Annotated in this window: 22 protein-coding genes; 6 read left to right on the top strand and 16 right to left on the bottom strand. The window is 64.6% G+C overall.

Translation table 11 applies throughout. The annotated features are described in order from the left end of the window. The first annotated feature begins 65 nt into the window (after positions 1 to 65). A complete protein-coding gene (locus tag AC1D75_RS09130; protein WP_495514942.1) occupies positions 66 to 1,157 on the top strand; it encodes a CaiB/BaiF CoA transferase family protein in 1,092 nt (363 codons plus the stop codon). Positions 1,158 to 1,239: 82 nt separating this feature from the next. On the opposite strand, the gene AC1D75_RS09125 is transcribed toward AC1D75_RS09130, so the two are convergent. The 6 genes from AC1D75_RS09125 to AC1D75_RS09100 form a co-directional block, all read right to left on the bottom strand. Next, on the bottom strand, positions 1,240 to 2,043 hold the full coding sequence (locus tag AC1D75_RS09125) for a mycofactocin-coupled SDR family oxidoreductase (RefSeq protein WP_495514941.1): 804 nt from the start codon (positions 2,041 to 2,043) through the stop codon (positions 1,240 to 1,242). 129 nt (positions 2,044 to 2,172) lie between these two features. Continuing rightward, entirely contained in the window at positions 2,173 to 3,360 is a 1,188-nt protein-coding gene (mftD, locus tag AC1D75_RS09120; protein ID WP_495514940.1) for a pre-mycofactocin synthase MftD, read from the bottom strand. A 45-nt stretch (positions 3,361 to 3,405) separates the two neighbouring features. After that, positions 3,406 to 4,668, bottom strand: a complete 1,263-nt coding sequence (mftC, locus tag AC1D75_RS09115) for a mycofactocin radical SAM maturase (protein WP_495514939.1) — start codon at positions 4,666 to 4,668, stop codon at positions 3,406 to 3,408. A 92-nt stretch (positions 4,669 to 4,760) separates the two neighbouring features. Further along, on the bottom strand, positions 4,761 to 5,090 hold the full coding sequence (gene mftB, locus AC1D75_RS09110) for a mycofactocin biosynthesis chaperone MftB (protein WP_495514938.1): 330 nt from the start codon (positions 5,088 to 5,090) through the stop codon (positions 4,761 to 4,763). Between the two features lies 1 nt (position 5,091). Next, positions 5,092 to 5,205, bottom strand: coding sequence for a mycofactocin precursor MftA (gene mftA / locus AC1D75_RS09105; RefSeq protein ID WP_495514937.1), 114 nt, complete (start codon positions 5,203 to 5,205; stop codon positions 5,092 to 5,094). Positions 5,206 to 5,336: 131 nt separating this feature from the next. After that, positions 5,337 to 6,479, bottom strand: a complete 1,143-nt coding sequence (locus AC1D75_RS09100; RefSeq protein WP_495516023.1) for an acyl-CoA dehydrogenase family protein — start codon at positions 6,477 to 6,479, stop codon at positions 5,337 to 5,339. 222 nt (positions 6,480 to 6,701) lie between these two features. Here AC1D75_RS09100 and AC1D75_RS09095 point away from each other — a divergent pair, with 222 nt between their 5' ends. The 3 genes from AC1D75_RS09095 to AC1D75_RS09085 all read left to right on the top strand — a co-directional run bounded on the left by AC1D75_RS09095 (position 6,702) and on the right by AC1D75_RS09085 (position 9,437). Next, positions 6,702 to 7,613, top strand: coding sequence for an alpha/beta fold hydrolase (locus AC1D75_RS09095; protein WP_495514936.1), 912 nt, complete (start codon positions 6,702 to 6,704; stop codon positions 7,611 to 7,613). Positions 7,614 to 7,692: 79 nt separating this feature from the next. Continuing rightward, positions 7,693 to 8,310, top strand: coding sequence for a mycofactocin system transcriptional regulator MftR (gene mftR / locus AC1D75_RS09090; RefSeq protein ID WP_495514935.1), 618 nt, complete (start codon positions 7,693 to 7,695; stop codon positions 8,308 to 8,310). Positions 8,311 to 8,387: 77 nt separating this feature from the next. Next, positions 8,388 to 9,437 (top strand): 2Fe-2S iron-sulfur cluster-binding protein, encoded by a 1,050-nt coding sequence (locus AC1D75_RS09085; protein WP_495514934.1) that lies wholly within the window; start codon positions 8,388 to 8,390, stop codon positions 9,435 to 9,437. Positions 9,438 to 9,446: 9 nt separating this feature from the next. On the opposite strand, the gene AC1D75_RS09080 is transcribed toward AC1D75_RS09085, so the two are convergent. The 6 genes from AC1D75_RS09080 to AC1D75_RS09055 are packed head-to-tail and all read right to left on the bottom strand — an operon-like array spanning position 9,447 to position 13,664. Beyond that, complete coding sequence (locus AC1D75_RS09080; protein WP_495516022.1) at positions 9,447 to 10,142, bottom strand: DNA alkylation repair protein; 696 nt, start codon at positions 10,140 to 10,142, stop codon at positions 9,447 to 9,449. Positions 10,143 to 10,189: 47 nt separating this feature from the next. Next, positions 10,190 to 11,392, bottom strand: coding sequence for an NAD(P)/FAD-dependent oxidoreductase (locus tag AC1D75_RS09075; protein WP_495514933.1), 1,203 nt, complete (start codon positions 11,390 to 11,392; stop codon positions 10,190 to 10,192). 40 nt (positions 11,393 to 11,432) lie between these two features. Continuing rightward, the gene (locus tag AC1D75_RS09070; protein ID WP_495514932.1) at positions 11,433 to 11,954 is read right to left on the bottom strand and encodes a hypothetical protein; all 522 of its coding nucleotides are present in this window, start codon (positions 11,952 to 11,954) and stop codon (positions 11,433 to 11,435) included. Beyond that, positions 11,951 to 12,568, bottom strand: a complete 618-nt coding sequence (locus AC1D75_RS09065; protein WP_495514931.1) for a hypothetical protein — start codon at positions 12,566 to 12,568, stop codon at positions 11,951 to 11,953. Before AC1D75_RS09065 ends, AC1D75_RS09070 begins: the two co-directional genes overlap by 4 nt. Then, the gene (locus tag AC1D75_RS09060) at positions 12,565 to 13,035 is read right to left on the bottom strand and encodes a hypothetical protein (RefSeq protein ID WP_495514930.1); all 471 of its coding nucleotides are present in this window, start codon (positions 13,033 to 13,035) and stop codon (positions 12,565 to 12,567) included. The genes AC1D75_RS09065 and AC1D75_RS09060 overlap by 4 nt, the downstream gene beginning before the upstream one ends. Beyond that, a complete protein-coding gene (locus AC1D75_RS09055) occupies positions 13,032 to 13,664 on the bottom strand; it encodes an Rv1363c family protein (RefSeq protein ID WP_495514929.1) in 633 nt (210 codons plus the stop codon). Before AC1D75_RS09055 ends, AC1D75_RS09060 begins: the two co-directional genes overlap by 4 nt. An 89-nt stretch (positions 13,665 to 13,753) precedes the next feature. Here AC1D75_RS09055 and AC1D75_RS09050 point away from each other — a divergent pair, with 89 nt between their 5' ends. Together AC1D75_RS09050 and AC1D75_RS09045 are read left to right on the top strand one after the other, a co-directional pair. After that, the gene (locus tag AC1D75_RS09050; protein ID WP_495514928.1) at positions 13,754 to 14,626 is read left to right on the top strand and encodes a universal stress protein; all 873 of its coding nucleotides are present in this window, start codon (positions 13,754 to 13,756) and stop codon (positions 14,624 to 14,626) included. Between the two features lie 16 nt (positions 14,627 to 14,642). Continuing rightward, complete coding sequence (locus AC1D75_RS09045; protein ID WP_495516021.1) at positions 14,643 to 16,127, top strand: amino acid permease; 1,485 nt, start codon at positions 14,643 to 14,645, stop codon at positions 16,125 to 16,127. Here the strand turns inward: AC1D75_RS09045 and AC1D75_RS09040 are convergent. The 4 genes from AC1D75_RS09040 to AC1D75_RS09025 form a co-directional block, all read right to left on the bottom strand. After that, positions 16,056 to 17,723 carry an AMP-binding protein gene (locus AC1D75_RS09040; RefSeq protein ID WP_495514927.1) on the bottom strand — a complete coding sequence of 556 codons (1,668 nt, stop codon included), beginning with the start codon at positions 17,721 to 17,723 and terminating at the stop codon, positions 16,056 to 16,058. The genes AC1D75_RS09045 and AC1D75_RS09040 overlap by 72 nt on opposite strands. 8 nt (positions 17,724 to 17,731) lie before the next feature. Further along, positions 17,732 to 18,358, bottom strand: coding sequence for a TetR/AcrR family transcriptional regulator (locus tag AC1D75_RS09035; RefSeq protein ID WP_495514926.1), 627 nt, complete (start codon positions 18,356 to 18,358; stop codon positions 17,732 to 17,734). Further along, positions 18,358 to 19,695, bottom strand: a complete 1,338-nt coding sequence (locus tag AC1D75_RS09030) for a cytochrome P450 (RefSeq protein ID WP_495514925.1) — start codon at positions 19,693 to 19,695, stop codon at positions 18,358 to 18,360. The genes AC1D75_RS09035 and AC1D75_RS09030 overlap by 1 nt, the downstream gene beginning before the upstream one ends. A 79-nt stretch (positions 19,696 to 19,774) precedes the next feature. Continuing rightward, positions 19,775 to 20,731, bottom strand: a complete 957-nt coding sequence (locus AC1D75_RS09025) for an o-succinylbenzoate synthase (protein WP_495514924.1) — start codon at positions 20,729 to 20,731, stop codon at positions 19,775 to 19,777. Positions 20,732 to 20,737 lie beyond the last annotated feature (6 nt).

Below are 20,737 nucleotides of genomic sequence, written 5' to 3'. Positions count from 1 at the left end.
TCTGGTTGCGAAAGATCGCGCCCGCGAGACGCGGTGCACGACCATTCAACGATGAGGGGCAGTGAATGACGAAAAACGGGCCGTTGAGCGGGACACGGGTGATCGAGTTCGCGGGGATCGGGCCGGGCCCGCATGCCGCGATGATGCTCGGAGACCTCGGCGCCGATGTCGTGCGTATCGAGCGGGCGGGCAAGTTGCCCGCTTCCGGCGATGTTGCCGACCAATTGCTACGCAACCGGACCGTCGTCGAAGCGAACCTCAAAGACCCGGTCGACAAAGAGGCGATCATGAACCTCATCGCGAAGGCGGATGTGGTGATCGAGGGTTTCCGCCCCGGCGTGACCGAGCGGCTGGGCTTCGGACCCGAGGACGTCGCGAAGGTCAACCCACGCATCGTCTACGGCCGCATGACCGGATGGGGTCAGGACGGTCCGCTGGCGAATGTGGCGGGCCACGACATCAACTACATCTCCCTGACCGGGATGCTGCACGCGGTCGGCCGCGCGAACGAGGTGCCCACTCCCCCGCTGAACCTCTTCGGCGACTTCGGCGGTGGGTCGATGTTCCTGGTGCAGGGCATCCTGGCCGCTCTGCTCGAACGCGAGAAGTCCGGAAAGGGCCAGACCATCGACGCCGCAATGGTCGACGGAGTGTCCGTGCTCGGCCAAATGATGTGGGCCTGGCGCGGTACCGGCTTCTGGGGAGACCAGCGGGGCTCCAATCTTCTCGACACCGGCGCACCGTTCTATGAGGTCTACGAGACCGCGGACGGCAAGTACTTCGCCGTCGGGGCCATCGAGCCGCAGTTCTATGCCCTGCTCCTCGAAGGCATGGGCCTGACGGACGACACCACACTGCCGCACCAACTCGACATGCCGCAGTGGCCCGCGATGAAGATCCGTTTCGCCGAAATATTCAAATCCAAGACCCGCGACGAGTGGACCGCGATCTTCGATGGCACGGATGCCTGCGCGTCGCCGGTTCTCGATTTCGAGGAGGCCACCGAGAACAAGCACCTGGTGGCCCGCCGGACCCTGATCGAACTCGACGGTGTCACGCAACCTGCTGTGGCCCCGCGCTTTTCGCGGTCGGTCCCCGATGCCCCGGCCGCACCGGCCCGCACCGCGACCGACCCGGCCACCCTCTGGCTCGACTGACACCGGCCAGACGCTCCACATATACGAGGACGCTCCACATATTTGTGGAGCGTCCTCGTATTTCCGGAGCGTTTGCGGGTGGTCAGACCTTGGTGGCACCCATGTCGACCTCGATCGAGGACGCGGTGATGAACTTCGCCTTCTTCGAGCACAGGAACATCACCGAATCGGTGATGTCGACGGACTTGGCCATCCCGGTCAGAATCGGCTCGAAATGCGCCTTGTACTGCGGCATCTCGAAGATGGCAAGCGCGTCGGTGTCCTCGAGACACATCGGGGTGTCCACGCCGTACGGGTGGACGGTGTTGACGCGAATCCGGTGCTGTCCCAGCTCTTTTGCGGTGGTGTGCGCCAAACCCACCAGCGCGTGCTTGGACGCCGAGTACGACGCCTGCATCGGCATCGACTTGATGCCCGCGACCGAGGAGATGATCACGATCGAACCGCCGTTGCCGGCCTCGATCATCGCCGGGATGGTCGCCTTGAGTGTCTTCCAGGTGCCGTTGACGTTGATGTCGATGACGTCGGTGAACTGACTCTCACGCAGCTCTGTGACACCACCCCAGGTCAGGACGCCGGCATTGGCGATCACGTAGTCGAGACGACCGAACTGCGCCACTCCGTCGGCCACGAGCTGTTGCTGGGCAACAAGATCGCGCGTATCGGCCTGCCGGGCCAGGATGCTGCCTCCGGCCGCCTTCACCAAGCGGATCGTCTCCTCCAGATCCTCCGCGGTGGCAGGCGGATATCCGGTGGCGGTGACCGCCTGGCAGACATCGAGCCCGATGACCGCGGCACCCTCCTCCGCGAACCGAATCGCGTGACTACGACCCTGCCCACGGGCGATGCCCGTGATGTAGACGACCTTGCCGTCGAAATCTCCCATAGACGGACTGTAACGTGTTCTAGTCTCGTTGCCCAGTAGTCCCCGGACAGACAAAACCACCCGTTGCAGTCATACCCAGGTGTTGTAACTGCTGGATGTGACCGCAACGGGTGGCTCTGTTCGGGATCCCTACGCGGTGGTCTCGCCGAACCGCTTCTCGAAGCCTTCCGGGATGATGATGTCGTCGCGGGTGAGGTCGTGGATGCTCTTGCGTCCCAGCCCCATCAGCGCCGAGTCGATACCGCCGCGCAGGATGTCGAGGACGTTCTCGACACCGGTCTGGCCGTTCGCCGCCAGGCCCCACAGGTATGCGCGACCGATCATGACCGCGTCGGCACCGAGTGCCAGCGCCTTGACCACGTCGCTGCCGCGCCGGATGCCGCCGTCGAGGAGCACCTGGATGTCGCCACCGACCGCGTCGGCGATCGGCCCGAGCATCCGGATGGTGGCCGGGGTGCCGTCGAGGTTGTTGCCGCCGTGATTCGAGACCGAGATCGCGGTGGCGCCGATGTCCACGGCACGCTTTGCGTCATCGAGGCGGGTGATGCCCTTGACCATGAACGGGCCATCCCACTCCTTGCGGAGCCATTCCAGATCCTCCCAGGACGGGGGTGCGGTCTGCATCCACTGTCCGTACGCACCGAAGAACGTCGGACCCTGCTCACCCTTGTCAACCACGTTGGGAGCGGTCAGGTCCGGGATGTTGATCTTGCCCCTGTTGAACCAGTCCAGCGCGTAGCGCGGGCGCATCGCGATCTCCGGCGCGAGTTTGAGCAGCGCCTTGAAGTCGACCTTCTCGGGGATCTCCGGGCTGCCCCAGTCGCGACCCATCGAGAACGACCAGTCGGTGGTGACGATCAGGCCCTTGGCTCCGGCCTCGCGAGCCCGCTCGGCGCGCTTGAGGATGTCCTCGCGGGAGTTGAGCCAGTACGCCTGGAAGAAGATCTTGTCATTGACCGCGGTGACCTCTTCGATGGGCTTGCTGGCAAAACTCGACAGTCCCATCGCGGTGCCCCGTGCCGCCGCTGCCCGCGCGACGGCGACCTCGCCCTCCGGGTCAACCGCCTGTACACCGGTCGGCGAAATGATGACGGGCAACGAAATGTCTTGCCCCATGATCGATGTCGACAACTCGCGCTGCGCCTGCGCGCCGACGACGTGCGGAGCGAATCCCAGTTCGGAGAACGCATCGACATTGTCGGCGAGCGTGATGCCCTTTTCACTGCCCGCGATCAGCGAGGAGTAGACCGATTTGGGGAGCCGCTTCTTCGCCCGACGCTGGGCTTCGAGCACCGTCTCGAACCAGGGGTTCGCCATTACTTCATCCTTTGCTCACCCGGCAACGCTGCCGGGGGTTCTTCGTTACTTGGCGGGGGTCAGACCGGCCGGCTCGAGGCCGGCACCGTCTTTGAGATCGCCGGGCAGGAACCCGGCGAGTGGGTTTTCGTCGCAGTCGCGCGAAGGCGGCCTGGTCATCAGGGTCAGCGGCACGCCGCGTGAGTGGTCCTTGTTGGCCGAGGGCACCTTGCGATCTTCGGCGAGCAGGGATTCACCGAAGCCCTGTACACATTCGGGGTCGGGGCCGGCCAGCGGGAGTCCGGTGAAGAACTTTGCTGCCATGCAGCCACCACGGCAGGCGTCGAAGTGCTGGCACTTGGTGCAGGCGCCGGCGTTCTGCGGCTCGCGCAACTCGAGGAACAGATCCGACTCTTGCCAGATCGTCTTGAATCCACCGTCCGACAAGATGTTTCCGGCGAGGAAGTTCTCGTGGATGGCGAACGGGCAGGCGTACACGTCGCCGATCGGATCGATCAGGCAGACAACACGTCCGGCGCCGCAGAGGTTGAGCCCCGGCAGGGCACCCTGTCCGGGTTCGGCGAAGGCCGACAGGTGGAAGAACGAATCCCCGGTCAGAACCCGATCACCGTGTTCGACCAGCCAGTTGTAGAGGTCGCGCTGCTGCTCCGGCAACGGGTGCAGGTCGTCCCACACGTCGGCGCCGCGGCCCGACGGACGAAGGCGGGTGATGCGCAACGTGGCACCGTACTTGTCGGCGAGCGCTTTGAACTCGTCGAGCTGGGTCGCATTCTGGCGGGTGACGACCACACTGATCTTGGCATCGGCGAATCCGGCCTCGTGAAGGTTCTCTAGCGCCTTGATCGCCATGGCATAGGAACCGGGTCCACGCACAGCGTCGTTGACCTCGGCGGTCGCACCGTCGAGCGAGATCTGCACGTCGACGTAGTCGCTGGCGGCGAGCCGCTGTGCGACCGCCTTGTCGATCCGCAGTCCGTTGGTCGAGAACTTCACGCCCACTTGGTGATCGGTGGCGTAGTCGACCAGTTCCCAGAAGTCCGGGCGGACCGTCGGCTCACCACCACCGATGTTCACGTAGAAGACCTGCATCCGCTGCAGTTCGTCGATGATCGCCTTGCACTGCTCGGTGTCGAGCTCACGTGGATCACGCTTGCCCGACGAGGACAGGCAGTGCACACACGACAGGTTGCAGGCGTAGGTCAGCTCCCACGTCAGGCAGATCGGTGCGTCGAGGCCTTTCTCGAACTGATCAACCAGACGGCCGACCGGCTGACGAGGCGCCGCGGGGCGCTCCAAAATGGAAGTCATAGGGGTTCCTCACAGGTGAACATGGGGCGTGGGCGCACGCCTGGCGTGATGCTCGGGGCCGAGGGCTGCGGCACCGAGCATCACGGGACAACTCAGGATTTGGGGACGATCATTCCCGAAGTCGCCAGCGCGGCAAGCGCATTGACATACAGCGAGCGGTCGCTGTCGGCGATTCCGGCAGCGGCGATCGCATCAGCGGCGTTGTCGTGGTCACCGAGCGACTGCACCACTTCGACCACTGTCAGATTCTTCAGAAACGACAGCTTACGTGTGCCGAAGTGGTACAGCAGCGCGCCGAACGGTTCGGGTCGCAGGGCGACCGAAGAGTTCAGGACCCACGCCCGGTCGACATCGAAAACAGTCACCGTCGGCGTGGGTGCAGACGAAGGCGAAGCCGGAGCTCGACTCGTCGAAACCGACATGTCAGTAGACGCCGCACATGCCGTCGATGGACACCTCTTCGACCAGCGACTCGGTGACGAGATCGTTCTCGGTGCCGGCTGCGTCGGCTGACACGGAAGGATTCTGGGCTGCCATCTGGGTTACCTCCTGGTTGTTGATGTGAGCTCCACCATAATGGCACCGAGTGCATAAACGCCAGGGTTTCTGGCCAATCCTTCTGTTAAATCTTTGAAAAACGACCATAAGCACAGGTCCGGGACTCGCACCTAGACTCCGAGATCCCGCCCGATGAGATCCTTCATGATCTCGGTGGTGCCACCGAATATCGTCTGGATCCGGGCATCGACGTACGCCTTGGCAACCGGATACTCGTTCATGTATCCGTACCCACCGTGCAACTGCACGCAGTTGTCGACCACGCGCTTGGCGAGCTCGGTCGCCCACCACTTCGCCTTGGCCGCATCCACGGCCGTCAGTTCACCGTCGACCACCGCCTGCAGACAGCGATCGACATACTGCTCGGCGATGTCGAGTTCGGTGGCCATCTCCGCGAGCTGGAACCGATTGTGCTGAAAAGACCCGATGGATTGACCGAAGGCCTTGCGGTCCTTGGCATACTGCAGGGTCTGCGCAAAGGTCTTTCGCGCACCAGCGACCGCCGCGATCGCAATGGACAACCGCTCAGATGGAAGGTTGTGCATGAGGTGGTAGAAGCCCTTGCCGACCTCCCCCAACACGTTCGTCACCGGCACCGCCACGTCGATGAAGTTCAACTCGGCCGTGTCCTGGGCGTGCTGACCCATCTTGTCGAGCTTGCGGCCACGCTCGAATCCGGGCATGCCGCGCTCGACAACCAGCAACGTGAATCCCTTGTGCCCGGCGTTGGGATCGGTGCGTGCCACCACGATCACCAGGTCCGAGTTGATACCTGCGGAGATGAATGTCTTGGCACCGTTGAGAATCCAGTGGTCGCCATCGAGAACCGCGGAGGTCTTGATACCCGCCAGATCACTGCCCGCGCCCGGTTCACTCATGGCGATGGCGCCGATCAGTTCACCCGAGGCGAATCCCGGTACCCAGCGTTCTTTCTGCTCGGTGGTGGTCAGGTTCGCCATATACGGGCCGACGATGTCGTTCTGCAGGCTCAGCGCCGGACATGTGGACCCGAATTTCGCGAGTTCTTCGACGATCACGGCGTTGAACCGGAAGTCGTCGATCCCGCCACCGCCGTACTCCTGCGGGAGATTGAATCCGATGAGCCCGTATTTGCCCGCGGCCACGTACACGGATCGGTCGACCAGGCGGTCGGATTCCCATTGCGCCGCATGGGGTGCGATCTCACGCTCGATGAATTGCCTTGCGGTATCCCGTAATTGTTCATGTTCGGTCTCGAAGACGAGCCTGCGCATTGACTTCCACCCCTCACCCGGTGCCGATGTCTTCGGTTGTGCGACCTCGGCATCGGCTGCCATGGTAGACGCTGAAGATGCTGGTCACGGGCGATTCGGCGAGAATTGGATCGCCCCCGGTCGGGCGTCCGCCCGAGCGCGAACCCGGGCCACCCACCCTGCCGACCACGCGGCGAGCCGAGGTGGCACAGTCGAGGCGATCCCCCGAGAGGAGTTGCATCCGTGCCGACAACAACACCACCGCAGCCCAGGCAAGTCGAGTTCACCGGGTCCGGCGGTCTCCGACTCGTGGCCGACCACTGGTCCCCCACATCGCCGGACCGGGCGGCCGACGGTGCGATCGGCACGTCGTCACCACGGATCGTCCTGCTCATGCACGGTGGTGGCCAGACGCGGTTCTCCTGGAAGAACACCGGAGCATTGCTGGCGGCCCACGGCCATGAGGTGATCTCCCTCGATGCCCGCGGGCACGGCGAAAGTGATTGGGCCCCCGACGGCGATTACAGCCCGGCTGTCCTGCAGGCCGACGGACTCGGGGTGCTCGAACAGCTCCCCGCCGTGACGGGCCGAACACTTCCGGTCACGATCGTCGGCGCCAGCCTCGGCGGGCTGACCGGCATCGGGATGGCTGCGATGGCACCACCGAACACGGTCGACCGTCTCATCCTCGTCGATGTGGTGCCCCGGCCGGAAGAGCGTGGCACCACGCGGATCCGGGATTTCATGGCATCCGGCGGTGACGGATTCGCCGATCTCGAACAGGCCGCGGCAGCCATCTCCGAATACCTGCCGCACCGACCGTCCACCGGAACAATCGAGGGCCTCAAGCGAAACCTGCGTCGCCGCGAGGACGGTCGGTGGTACTGGCACTGGGATCCGGCGTTCCTGAGCGTCACCGGCGGTCCGGCCGTGCTGCCCAGCGACATGTTCGAAGAACAGGCGCTGGGGCTCACGATCCCGATCCAGTTGATCCGCGGCCGGCTCTCTGACGTCGTGAGCCAGGAGTCGGTGGACGCGTTCCGCGAACTCATCCCGAACCTCGAGGTGACCGAACTGCTCAGCGCCGGGCATACCGCGGCCGGTGACAGCAACGACGCCTTCACCTCGGCGGTGATCGACTTCATCGACCGATGACGATCTACCATGGATCTTCCACACAATTTGCAGGTCAGGCGAACGGAGATGATGAGTTGATCAACGCATCACGGCTGCCATGACCACCCCGATCGGCCGCAGGCCCACCACCACCAAGTCGAAGATCACCGACGCGGCCATCGAGCTATTCACCGAGGCCGGATTCGACGAGACCAGCGTCGACGACGTTGCCGCGGCAGCCGGCATCGCCCGTCGCACGCTGTTCCGCTACTACCCGTCGAAGAATGCGATCGCGTGGGGTGATTTCGACGAGCATCTCCACGACATGCGCCGCCTGCTGGCCGACGTACCGGCCGACATGCCCGTCTCCGAAGCACTGCGCAGCGCCCTGCTGGCCTTCAACCAGGTTCCGCCGGACTACCGCGATCACCATCGCAAACGGATGCGCCTGCTGCTGGGTGTGCCTGCACTACAAGCACATTCGATGCTGATGTACACCGGCTGGCGCGAGGTGGTCGCGGAGTTCGTGGCCGCCCGCACCGGTGCCGAGCCGGGCGACCATCTACCGCAGACCGTCGCGTGGACGTTGCTGGCGACCGCCCTGGCCGCATATCAGCAGTGGCTCGACGACCCGGATTCCGACCTCGACGAACTGCTCACCCGAGGCACCCGCGTGTTGAGTAACGGCCTCAACAGCGAGTTGGGGTCGACCACAGCTGCTGGTAATCTAAACTAGAACGTGTTCTCGTTTTGTGGGCATCTGAGTATTCATGGCATTGAGCTGAGTATTCATGGCATTGAGGAGGTACGCCGGTGACCGTCACCCCACACAGCACGCGCAGTGTTGTGCTGACCGTGGCCGAGGTGATCGACGAGACGAGCGACGCGAAGTCGCTGGTCTTCGACGTCCCGGACGACGCCGCAGGCCGGTTCGATTACAAACCCGGCCAATTCCTGACGCTCCGGATCCCCAGCGATCAAACCGGTTCGGTGGCCCGCTGCTATTCCCTGGCCTCGTCCCCGTGGGGTGACGAGAAGCCCAAGGTCACCGTCAAGCGCACCGTCGACGGCTATGGATCGAATTGGATCTGCGAGCACGTCAGCGCCGGTGACCAGATCGAGGTTCTCCCGCCCTCAGGGGTTTTCACACCAGCCGATCTCGACGCGCCGATCCTGCTGCTCGGCGCAGGCAGCGGCATCACCCCGGTGATGTCGATCCTCAAATCCGCACTGCTCAAGGGCAGTGGCCGTCTGGTCCTCGTCTACGCGAATCGCAGCGAGACCGACGTCATCTTCGGCGACGAGCTGAAGGATCTGCAGAACCGATACCCGCAGCGTCTCACCGTCGTCCACTGGCTCGAATCGGTCCAGGGTCTCCCGTCGGCCGACAAGCTCGCCACACTGCTCCGTCCGTTCAAGGCGTATCACGCCTACATGTGTGGCCCCGGGCCGTTCATGGACGCCGTACACAAAGCCCTCGCCGAGGTGGAGATGTCGCACCATCAGGTGCACGCCGAGGTGTTCACATCGCTGTCGGGCGACCCGTTCGAAGACACCGAACCTGCCGAACTCACCGAGGAGCAGCTCGCCGACGCCGCGTCGGTCGAGGTCGAGCTCGACGGTGAAGTCCACCAGTTGTCGTGGCCCAAGAGCCGAACCCTGGTCGACATCATGCTCGGTGCCGGTCTCGACGTGCCCTACTCCTGCCGCGAGGGCGAATGCGGTTCGTGTGCCTGCACACTCACCGAGGGAACCGTCGAGATGGAACACATCGGCGCGCTCGACGAGGAGGACGTCGCCGACGGCTACATCCTCGGATGTCAGGCACGACCGACGTCGCCGGTCCTCAAGGTCGAGTTCTGAGCGCGGGTCTCACCTGAGCGCACGATAGTGGGCGCGCTGATCGGGGTCGAGGTGCTCGGTCGCGTAACTCAGTGCGGTACGGCCCATCTCGGCCGCATGGGCTTCGAGGAAGGCGAGCAGCAACGCCCGGTCGATGCGCTTGCCCATATCCCGGAGCATCCAGCCGACCGCCTTCTGGATGAGGTCGCGACGGTCGGCCAGAACCCGCGGCGCCACATCCAGGATCGGCACCGGGTCTCCGCTCTTGATGAAGGCGGCGGTCGCGATGATCGCCACCCGGCGCACCCAGAGATCCTCGTGGTCGGCGAGTTCGAGCAGTAGCCCGTGGTCCCCATCCAGCATCCAGGCCCCCAGGATGTATTCGGCGGAACTGTCCACCAGATCCCAGTTGTTGACGCAGCCGTCGAACACCGCCTGCAGGTAGAGGTCGACCCAGGCCTGACGGTCCGCTGCGGTCGTGGCGCTCTCGAATCCGCTGCGCAACAAGAACAATCCGGTCAGCCGATGCTCATGGACATCGCTGTCGAGCATCGCCGCGACCCCCACCCGGTCGAGGCCACGGAAGTCCTTCGCGACCCGGCGCTGCTGCGGAACCGTCACCCCGATGAAGTGATCACCCTCGCCGTACTCCCCGGGTCCGGTCTTGAAGAACGACGCCGAACTCAGGGCTCGATCGGGGTCACCGAGCGCGTCGAGTGCTGCCATCACCGCCGCCGCGGTGGGCCGCGGGCCCGGCGCGGCGGCCCGCGACATCAGCCCAACAGGTCCGAAATCGGGGTTGGGGCAAGAAGTTTGGCACGCATCTTCATCACCGCAGCCGGCTTGCCGGCACCGACCACCGCCGTGAAGATGCCACTGCGGCTGTAATAGACCACGAACTTGCCGTCCTCTTCGAGGACCACATGTACGTCGTCCAGTCCAGACGGATGCCCGAGCGCCTGGATCTTCACCTCGAACTGATCGCTCCAGAAGTACGCAACAGCGGGGCGCGGGTTCTCCACCACGACACCGAGAATCGCATTGGCGACCTTGCTGGCCTGCTCGACCACGTTGTTCCAGTGCTCGACTCGCGACGGCACTCCGGCCGCGTCCTTCCAGTTCGCGACGTCGCCCAGTGCATAGACATCTGCTGCGCTGGTCCGGCCTTCGGAGTCACAGGCGATACCGCCGCCGACGGTGCGGTCGGCGAGTTCGATACCGGAACCGTCGAGGAAGTCGACAACCGGTGTCGACCCGATGCCGACGACAACGATGTCGGCGGGCAGTACAGTCCCGTCCGTCAGTACGACACCGGTCACCTTGCCGTCGCCGACGATATCGGCGACGCCGACGCCGGTGCGGACCTCGACCCCACGATCGGTGAGGATGCGGCCGACCATGTTGCCGACCTTCTCGCCGAGCGCCACGGCCATCGGCGCGGGTGCCGGTTCGACCACGGTGACGTCGAGACCGCGGGTCTTCAGGCTCGCGGCGACCTCACAGCCGATGAATCCGGCCCCGACGACCACCGCACGGGTGGCACCGTCGATCTCCGAGCGCAACGTGTGAGCATCGTCGACGGTGCGCAGCACGTGGACGCCGGACAGTCCGTCGGCGAACGGCAGGGTGCGGGGATCCAGACCGGTCGACAGGATCAATGAGCTGTAGGCGATCGTCTCGGATTCGCCGCCCCTGGTGGGCCGCACCGTGATCGTGTGCGCAGCCGGATCGATTGCGGTGACCTGGGTTCCGGTCCGCAGATCGATCTTGTTCTCGACGTAGAAGTCGTCGGGCTTGAGGTCGACCCGGTCCTGCTCCCCGACCAGCACGGCCTTGGACAGCGGCGGCCGGTCGTACGGTGCGTAGTCCTCTTTGCCGATGAGGATGAGGTCGCCCTCGTAACCTTCGCTGCGGAGGTCGTCGACCACCCGCGCGCCACCGAGCCCGGCTCCGACAATCACAATTGCGGCGCTCATCGCCACACCTCGCATCCCTACTTGGAGTTGATCGCCCGCGCTAGCCCGGCCCAACAGGTTGCAACCCGGCAAGGCGCCAATTGCCGTTGACCTTACGCATGTCCGCCCACCTTGTGACAGCCACCACCTGTTGTTGCGGTTGTGCCGTGGGTAACGAGATGTCCTGATTCACGAACACCAGCACCCGAGCGCTGTCGTCGTCGATGTCCTCGACTCCCGTCGCCAGAACCTGCGCAGTCATCTGTGCCCCGGACTCGACCGCGGTTGGCAGGACCACCCCGGGGCCCTGGCTCCGGAACTGCAGCAGCAGCCGTCCGGTGAGACGGGCGCCGACGGTCTCCTGTGCCGCGGTCAAGGTGTCGGGCCGAAAGGTCATCAGTGCGGTGACCGCGTCGGCGGTGGCCAACTGCACCGCTCGGCGCTCACCCTCGTCACCACGCCCCGACTCGGGCGGTCCGATGAACCCGACGATCGCGATCGCCGACAGCACCACCAACGAGGCGGCCAGGAGTCCACCGACAATCCGTCGTCGCACCGACATCGCGCGCAAGAACCGATTCATTGGGGCTCTGTTCGATCGATGGTCCAGTGGTCACCGGAATCCTTCATCGTCACCAGCAATGCCACCCGACTCTGGGAAGGGTCCGCTCCCAGCACCGCCGGGTTGGTACCCTCCGCGACCACCAGCACCTGAGCGTCACCACCGGCGACCTCGCCGACGATCCCGGCGGAGAGCACCTGTCCGGTGCTGGGCACCCGTAGCCCGCCGATCACCTCGACCAGCTGTTCACGCGACTCCTCCAACCGGTTGCGCTGCTCGCCCGACGTCACCGCGATCGCCTGATCGACGAACTCCTCGGGCCGGGCCGGGTCGATGGTGAGCATCGTCTCCACCGCCGCGCGGGTGTCGTCGAGGACGGTCGCGTCACGTTCGCGATCTGCCTCGGCGCCACGGTCTGCGATGACGAGAACAATCGTGACTGACAGCAGGACCACGGCCACGACGGCGCAGCAGACGGTGACCAGCATCAGACGTCCACGCCGGCGTTCCGCGCGCGCCTGCAATGCCGGCGCCGCCGCGGCCCGGGCCTGCTTTGCCGCAGCGCCCGCCGCGGCCACGCGCTCGCGCGCCTTGTCGACCCGATGTGAGGCAGCGGTGGTGGGTTGGTCGCTCATAACACCTCGTCCGCTCGGGCGATCTTCCACTGATCGCCGGTTCGTTCGAGTTCTACCTCGACGACTTTAGTGACCTCGGTGGCCTCGCTGCCGGGCACGGTCTCGGTGACGCGCGCAGACACCACCACGTCGGCGTGGTTCTCCGAGACGTCGGCAATACCGGTGTGCATCGGTTTCCACACGATCCTCACGCCGGCGGGGGGTTCGACGTCCAGGACGCCGGCATACTGCTGGGCGAACTCGGCGGTCACCGCAGCCCGGGCCTGCTCACGACCCGCCGGATTCGCCTCGTCGGCGGAAAAGAGCTGGGCCACCAATGGACCCGCCGCTCGAGCGACCTCGGCGCGATTCTTGTCGAGGCGCTGATCGTCGGCATGCGCCTGCCACGCGACACCGAGTCCCACCGCACAAACGACGACCACCAGCACTGCGATGACGGCAGTGGTGATCGGTCCACGAAGGCTCATCCGAAGAACTCCAGCGCCGAGATCTTCAGGGATCCGCCGTCCGGCACCATCTCCACCTGCACCCGGAATCGGCGCGGCGCCGGGTCTGTCGACGCGGCGTCGGTCAGATCACTACTCACCGTGATCGCAGCCGTCACGATCAAGCTCGCCCGGTCCCCCGACCTCGTCGACATCCCTACGCCATCGACGGTGCCGGTCGCCACCGCACCGATCTGCGTGACGAATTGCGTATAGGCGTCGACCGATTGCGCGAACTCGTCTTCGAACTCACCAGTCGCCCCGGCCAGGATCTGTGCCGATCGACGTCCCTCGTCACCGCCGTCGGGTGTGAGCAGCACCTGAACCCGAGCCGCCGCCGCACGCATGTAGTCATCGTCGCTGTAGCCGCGGTCGGACTGTGCGTAGCGAACTCCACCCACCACCGCTGCCACCGCCGCGACCACCACCAACGCCGCCAGAACCAACAGCCACTTCGGGCGTGTCTCACGCCGACGTTCGCCGAGGTCGGTTTCCAGCTCCGCCAACGCGGCGTCGGCAGCGCGCAACTCTGCCTGTGCCGCTGCATCGGCCTTGATCAGCGCGCGTTCCGATGCAGGAGCAGGCGTCAGCAACGCGCGAACATTGGGCATCGGTTCATCGTAGTGTCGCAGCGCACGTCCGCAGGCAATCCGCGTGCTCAGACTGCCGAACCGCACCGGCGAGGGATAGATTGCCTTGCATGAGCATCGTTGTCGGGTATCAACCAGGACGCGGCGGCGATGAGGCAATCGAACTCGGCGCCGGTCTTGCCGATGCCCTGGCAACCAACGTGGTCCTGGTGACCGCCACGCCCAAACCCTGGGCCATGCCGTCGATGGCCCGGGTCGACGCCGAGTTCAGGGCCTATGCCCGACGCTACGGCGACGACGCAGAATCCGCCGCCCGCGCACACCTCGAGCAGCGCTTCCCGCAGACTCCGGCGACGTTCCTTCGGGTCAGTGAGCGGTCCGTCTCCACGTCGTTGCAGAAGGTTCTGGCCGAACACGACGCAGACATTCTCGTACTGGGTACCAGTCATAGCTCGCAGAGCGGCCGGATGTCCTTGGGCGCGACCACAAGCCGCCTCATGCACTCGAGTTCGATCCCGTTGGCCCTGGCCCCCAAGGGGTACACCTGCTCGCAGATCACCGGCATCACCTGCGCCTATTCGGGTGACGATCGCGGCACCGACGTGGTGGTGGCGGCCCGCGATCTGGCCCAGCAGATGGCGGTCCCGTTGCGGGTGGCCACCTTTGGGGTGCGGCCCGCCGACATGTTTCCGCCGGAGATCGGATTGGAGATCGAACGCAGCGTGATGGACGCCTGGCGAGAACAGATTGCCGACGCCATGAACACGTTGGTGACCGACAACATCATCGACCCGACAACAACTACCACGATCAGTACCGGCAGTGACTGGGACGCGGCATTCGACGCAATCGAGTGGCGAAGCGGTGAGCTGCTGGCCATCGGCACCACGCCCCGCGATTCGATCAAGCGAGTGTTCCTGGGCTCGCGGGCCGCGAAAATCATTGCCTCGGCTACTGTTCCGACGATCATTTTCCCAGGCTGAGGGCGCACATATGGACATGAACAAGAAGCAGGCGCAACCACCCGGTTCACTGACCGCGGCAACGCTGTTGCGCCGTAAGCCCATTCCGAAGGGCGACGAGGCAGAGGCCGACACCGGTCTCGAACGCACCATCAGCACCACGCAACTGGCCTGCTTCGGTATCGGTGCGACCATCGGCACCGGCATCTTCTTCGTGATGAGCGAAGCCGTACCCAAAGCCGGGCCGTCGGTGGTGGTCGCGTTCATCGTCGCAGGCATCGCCGCCGGTCTGGCCGCGATCTGCTACGCCGAGATGGCGTCGTCGGTACCGGTCTCCGGATCCACGTATTCGTACGCCTACGCCACACTCGGTGAACTCGTCGCCATGGCGGTGGCAGGGTGTCTGCTCCTGGAGTACGGGGTATCGACGGCAGCGGTTGCGGTGGGCTGGAGTCAATACCTCAACGAGTTACTCGACCATCTACACATCCCGGCCATACCGCAGGCGCTGTCGGCCGCGCCATGGGATGACAAGGCGGGCTGGGTCAACCTGCCTGCCGTCGTCCTCGTCGGCCTCTGCGCACTGCTGCTCATCCGCGGTGCGAGTGAGTCCGCGAAGGCAAACGCCGTGATGGTTGGCATCAAACTCGCTGTGCTGGCAATGTTTTGCGCGATCGCCTTCAGCGCGTTCAGCAGCGACAACCTGACCCCGTTCTTCGCCGATGGCGCCAACGGCGTCACCGCCGCGGCCGGCGTCATCTTCTTCTCCTTCATCGGCCTGGACGCGGTTTCCACAGCCGGTGAAGAGGTCAAAGATCCACAACGCACGATGCCGCGGGCGTTGATGGCCGCACTGGTCACCGTTGTCCTGGTCTACGTACTGGTGGCGCTGGCGGCGGTCGGCGCTCAGCAGGCGTCGAAGTTCGAGGGTCAGGAAGCGGGTCTTGCCGTCATCCTCCAGGACGTCACCGGGCAGGCGTGGCCGGCGACGGTGCTCTCACTCGGCGCGGTGATCTCGATCTTCTCGGTCACACTGGTGACCCTCTACGGACAGACCCGAATCCTGTTCGCCATGGGTCGGGACGGCATGCTCCCCAAGTTCTTCACCAGGATCGACCCTCGCACGATGACGCCGATCAACAACACCGTCGTTGTGGCGATCATCGTTGCGTTACTTGCCGGGTTCGTCCCGCTCCACTACCTGGTCGACATGGTCTCGATCGGCACCCTGACCGCCTTCACCGTGGTGAGCGTCGGTGTGATCATCCTCCGCCGACGCGAACCAGATCTCTATCGGCCGTTCAAGGTGCCGCTCTATCCGGTCACACCCATCCTGGCGATCGCCGCATGTATCTACATCCTCTACGGATTGCACTGGTACACATACGTGTTCTTCTTGCTATGGGTTGCGGTGGTGCTGACCTACTACCTCATCTACGGCCGCAAGCACTCACTGCTCAACTTCGTCGGCGACACGGCCGGGGACATCGGTGGCGCTTCGGGCGGCAACAAGAGCATCTAGCGTCAGCTTGGTGACCTTGCCCTGGGCGCCACGGGGCAACTCGGGCACCACGAACACGTCCCGCGGTACGCGTGAGCGCGAGAGCTCGGTGCCGACATACGTTTTCACATCGGCCTCATCGATCGTCACCCCGTCACGAGGGACGACAAAAGCACGCAGGCGCTGACCGAAGTCGGCGTCGGCGACCGCCACCACCGCGGCGTCGACGATGTCCCGATGACGGCCGAGAGCGAGTTCGACCTCTTCGGGAAAGACGTTCTCACCGCCGGAGATGATCATCCCGTCGCTGCGTCCCTCGACGAACAGTCGACCGGCGGCATCGATTCGTCCGGTGTCGCCGGTGTTGAGCATCCCGTTGAGCGTTTCCTTCGACGTGCCGTTGGTGTACTTGCTGATCTGGCTGCCCGACCGGACATAGATCTGGCCCGATTGTCCCTCGGGCACCCGGACCCCACCGGAGATGATGGCGACCTCGACGCCGAGCGGCGGGCGCCCGGCGGTCGTCGGGGCGACCGCAAGATCTTCCGGAGTCGCGATCGTGATGTACGAGGCCTCGGTGGCGCCGTAAAGGTTGTGCAGCACATGCCCGAACTGCTTCTGTACCGAAAGCACCAGGGATTCATCGAGTTTGGCTCCGCCCGACGCGATCATCCGCAGCGTGGAGCTATCGACCCTGGACAGCTCGTCGGCGTCCTGATCCATCAACCGCCGCAACATGGTCGGCACCATCATCGCCGCGGTACAACGATGCTCGATCAACAGCTCCAGAGAGTTCGGAGCCTTGAAACGCCGGTCCATGACCACGGTCGCACCGGTGAGCAGGCAGACCATCGTCGCCAGTAGGCCCCATCCGTGGAAGGCCGGAGCCGACATCAGCACGCGATCAGTGCCCCGGACCGCGATCTTCGAAACAAATCCCGCGGGTAGCGACATCGCCAGAGCGCCGTCGCGCGGCGCACCTTTCGGCGCGCCGGTGCTGCCACTGGTCAAGATGACCAACGAGGACGAATACGCCGGCGCCGGGGGTAACTCGGTGGACGAACGCGCCACCAGCGCGTCGATTGTCTGCGCACCGATTGCGCTGGTATCACCGAGTTCATCGGACCACGCGAGGTAGCGACGCACAGTCGGATCGATCAATGCCAAGACCGGCGTGAACTCGGCGTCGTGCAAGATCACGTCCACCCGTTCACGTTCGACGACCTCGGCCATCTGCTTGGCGCCGAGGTCGGTGTTCAGCAGTACGACCCGGGCGCCGAGTCCGGTGGCGCAGAGCAGTCCGATGACCGCAAACCGGCTGTTACGACACATCACACCCACGGTCGGCTGTTTGCCGGTCGGCAACACCATCCGCAGGCCGTTGATCAACCCGTTGCAGGTACGCGCGAGTTCGGCGTAGGTCAACGGTCCGCGGGGATCGATGATCGCCACCCGATCGCCGTACATCAACCCATAGATCGACGGGCTCGCGGCCTCACCGCCCGCACGACGCAGTTTGCCGATCTGCGGCAACAACTTCGGACTCGGCAATGCGCCGGCGCGCCACAATTCCCGGACAGCGAGCAACTCGGTCCGGATCTTCTGCAATTTTGGCATCGAGCGGTTCACCTGACCATGGGTGCGAGGTAGCGGCGCGCGAACTCGCGCACCGACTCCGGGGACTGCCGACCTTCATCGAGCGGCGGTGTATCGAGGAATGAGATGACCAGACGCACAAGGATTTCGGTCACCGCATGCAGATCATCGTCCGGCATCTGCGCTCCGGCGCCACGCAACGTCTGCATGATGCGGCCGGTGACGATCTCGATGAACAGACCGGTCACCGACTTGGTGATCCCCTGGAGCGCATCACGTTCGTCGAGCATCATCCGTCGGATCAGCGGATCGTCGTTGACCATTTGCGCCCCGGCAACAAAGGCTTCGACCACCGCGTCCTGGGCGCCGTGGCCAACGGTCGCGGCTTCGAGCATGCGCATACCGTCGAGGTAGACGTACTCGGCCACACCCAACAGGAGTGCCTCCTTGTTGGGGAAACGCCGATACAGGGTGCTACGACTCACGCTGGCCCGCTTCGCAACATCGTCGACGCCGGTCTTTCGGATCCCGTTCTCTTCGAACTCTTTTCGGGCCGCCGTCAGGATCGCATCCTCCTGCTCCTTGGGCGACTCGGTATTTCGTACCTTCCGGCCACCGGCCACACGGTCCGCCGTGCCCGAAGAGCGCTGCGCCATCACACCCGCCGCATCGTGACGGGGAACTTGTCTTTCGGGACAGGTAGCGCACTGTAATCCATCGGCATCGTGTAATCATCCGGGACGGACCATTCGAAGCCGCGCAGCAGGTGGTGCATGATCGTCTTGATCTCCAACTGACCGAAGTACAGCCCGATGCACTTGTGCACTCCGCCACCAAATGGATGCCAGGCCATCCGATGCGACTTGTCCTCTGCCCGTTCCGAAGTGAACCGCTCGGGGTCGAAGGTGTACGGATCCTTCCAGTATTCGGGGTCGTAGTGGTTGGTCAATCCGGGGATCGAGACCATTGCACCCTTGGGGATGAAGTGCCCCAACACCTCGGTGTCCTTCACCGCGATCCGCGGCTGACCCGGTACCGGGGCGCACATCCGCAGCGACTCTTTCATGATCAAGTCGATGTCGGTCAGCTTGCCGAGGTCGTCATAGGCCAGGTCCGGTCCGAGTTCGAGCGACTGCGCCCGGGCCCGTTCCTGCCACTGCGGCGACTTCGCCATGTGATAGGCCATCTGGGTCATGGTCATGGTGGAGGTGTCGTGCGCGGCCATCAGCACGAAGATCATGTGGTTGACGACGTCCTCGTCGGTGAACCGGTGTCCCTCTTCGCTTTCCGCATGGCACAGCACCGAGAACAGGTCAGGGGTCTCGGTCGCACGTTTGGCTGCGATATGACTCATGAAGAACTCTTCGAGGACCTTGCGTGAGCGCAGACCCTTCCACCAGCGACCGCCCGGAACCGGACGGCGAACAATCGCCACACCGGCGCGCACCGTCTCGATGAACGCCTTGTTGATCCGGTCGGCTTCGTCCTGCGGAAGTTCGAGCCCCATGAACACCTCGAGGGCAACGTCGAGCGTCAGCGCCTTGAACTCACTGAACAGCTTCACCTGACCGACGGGGAACTGTTTGATGCGCTCGGCGATCATCGGCTGCATGGCCTGCATGTAGCCCTTGAGTACCGGCGGGGTGAAAGCCTGCTGCAAGATCAGCCGGTGGTGCCGGTGCTCTTCGAAATCGAGCAGCATCACACCGCGGTTGAAGAAGGGGCCGATGAAGAAGCTCCACGCGGGTCCGTTGGCGAACGCCTTCTGTTTGTTCATCAGGATCTGGTCGGCCGCCACCGGACCGCGGCAGGTGACCATCTGCTGCCCGAACGCGTTGATGAAGGAGATGTTGCCGAACTCGGCCTGCTGCGCCCGCGCAAAGGCAAACGGATCGCGACGCATCCGGAGAATCTGGATCACGCCGTTGGTGGTCGACCCATGGACGGGTTTGAGATCGCTGTCGGGTGGCACCGGTGCCAGGATGACCGTCATGGGTTGCAACCTCCGCTAATGGAACGTTTTGAAGAAATTGTATCTTCAAAGTCCGCGGCGATCCAGACCCAGGTTGCGTTCAGCTCGCCGCCAGCACCGCATGACACCGGCGCAATCTGTCCAGCCACCAGCGACGACGCTCCTCGGAGGCCCGTGGGACGGACGCCGTATCGAGCTCAACCCGCCGGGGTGCCACCATCCCGCCGTCGGGCACAAATGGCTCGGCCACATCGGTGACGAACAGCCCTCCGGTTCCCAGGCCGCAGGCCGGGGGTGCCTTCGGCAGCGCCGCTGCGGCGGCAACACCGGCGGACATGCCCACCGCCGAATCGAGCGCGCTGGAGATCACCACCGGGATCGGGATCTGAGCAGCCAGATCCAGGACCCGGCGCATCCCGCCCAGGGGTGCGACCTTCAGGATCGCCACGTCCGCGGCCTTCGCCTCGATCACCCGCAACGGATCCTCGGCGCGACGGATGCTCTCATCGGCGGCGATCGGAGTGCTCACCGCCGCCCGCACCGCGGCCAGTTCTTCCAGGGTGGCGCAGGGTTGCTCGGCATACTCGAGTTCACCCAGCGCGCGCAACGCGGTGATCGCTTGCGGGACAGTCCATTTCCCGTTTGCATCCACCCTTACCGAGGCGATGTGTTCGCGCACCGCAGCCACCCGCGCGACGTCGTCGTCGAGGGTTTGCCCTTCCTGCGCGACCTTGACCTTTGCGGTGGTCGCCCCGGGGAACCGCGCGAGCAGTGCCGCCACCTCGTGCGCGGGGATGGCAGGGACGGTGGCGTTGACCGGGACAAGGTCCCGGATCAGCTCCGGCGGCCCCAGGTATGCGGCTTCGATACCGGCCGCCAGCCACGATGACGACTCGACATCGTCGTATTCCGGGAAGGCACCGAACTCACCCCACCCCGCCGGACCCCGGAACAGCAACACTTCTCGGGTGGTGATGCCCCGGAACCGTACGTTCATCGGCAGCGAGACAACAATGGCCTCCTCGGCCAATTCCGCGTAGGACGGAAGAGCCGTCATCCGGCC

The sequence above is a fragment of the Williamsia sp. Y712 genome, assembly GCF_059445525.1.
The sequence above is the reverse complement of the archived record's forward strand: the minus strand, read 5'-3'. Positions and strand labels throughout refer to the sequence as shown.

Coding starts and splice junctions, on each gene's coding strand:
- AC1D75_RS09130 (WP_495514942.1), top strand. CDS start 66: ATGACGAAAAACGGGCCGTTGAGCGGGACACGGGTGATCGAGTTCGCG.
- AC1D75_RS09125 (WP_495514941.1), bottom strand. CDS start 2,043: ATGGGAGATTTCGACGGCAAGGTCGTCTACATCACGGGCATCGCCCGT.
- mftD (WP_495514940.1), bottom strand. CDS start 3,360: ATGGCGAACCCCTGGTTCGAGACGGTGCTCGAAGCCCAGCGTCGGGCG.
- mftC (WP_495514939.1), bottom strand. CDS start 4,668: ATGACTTCCATTTTGGAGCGCCCCGCGGCGCCTCGTCAGCCGGTCGGC.
- mftB (WP_495514938.1), bottom strand. CDS start 5,090: ATGTCGGTTTCGACGAGTCGAGCTCCGGCTTCGCCTTCGTCTGCACCC.
- mftA (WP_495514937.1), bottom strand. CDS start 5,205: ATGGCAGCCCAGAATCCTTCCGTGTCAGCCGACGCAGCCGGCACCGAG.
- AC1D75_RS09100 (WP_495516023.1), bottom strand. CDS start 6,479: ATGCGCAGGCTCGTCTTCGAGACCGAACATGAACAATTACGGGATACC.
- mftR (WP_495514935.1), top strand. CDS start 7,693: ATGACCACCCCGATCGGCCGCAGGCCCACCACCACCAAGTCGAAGATC.
- AC1D75_RS09080 (WP_495516022.1), bottom strand. CDS start 10,142: ATGGCAGCACTCGACGCGCTCGGTGACCCCGATCGAGCCCTGAGTTCG.
- AC1D75_RS09075 (WP_495514933.1), bottom strand. CDS start 11,392: ATGAGCGCCGCAATTGTGATTGTCGGAGCCGGGCTCGGTGGCGCGCGG.
- AC1D75_RS09070 (WP_495514932.1), bottom strand. CDS start 11,954: ATGAATCGGTTCTTGCGCGCGATGTCGGTGCGACGACGGATTGTCGGT.
- AC1D75_RS09065 (WP_495514931.1), bottom strand. CDS start 12,568: ATGAGCGACCAACCCACCACCGCTGCCTCACATCGGGTCGACAAGGCG.
- AC1D75_RS09060 (WP_495514930.1), bottom strand. CDS start 13,035: ATGAGCCTTCGTGGACCGATCACCACTGCCGTCATCGCAGTGCTGGTG.
- AC1D75_RS09055 (WP_495514929.1), bottom strand. CDS start 13,664: ATGCCCAATGTTCGCGCGTTGCTGACGCCTGCTCCTGCATCGGAACGC.
- AC1D75_RS09050 (WP_495514928.1), top strand. CDS start 13,754: ATGAGCATCGTTGTCGGGTATCAACCAGGACGCGGCGGCGATGAGGCA.
- AC1D75_RS09045 (WP_495516021.1), top strand. CDS start 14,643: ATGAACAAGAAGCAGGCGCAACCACCCGGTTCACTGACCGCGGCAACG.
- AC1D75_RS09040 (WP_495514927.1), bottom strand. CDS start 17,723: ATGCCAAAATTGCAGAAGATCCGGACCGAGTTGCTCGCTGTCCGGGAA.
- AC1D75_RS09035 (WP_495514926.1), bottom strand. CDS start 18,358: ATGGCGCAGCGCTCTTCGGGCACGGCGGACCGTGTGGCCGGTGGCCGG.
- AC1D75_RS09030 (WP_495514925.1), bottom strand. CDS start 19,695: ATGACGGTCATCCTGGCACCGGTGCCACCCGACAGCGATCTCAAACCC.
- AC1D75_RS09025 (WP_495514924.1), bottom strand. CDS start 20,731: ATGACGGCTCTTCCGTCCTACGCGGAATTGGCCGAGGAGGCCATTGTT.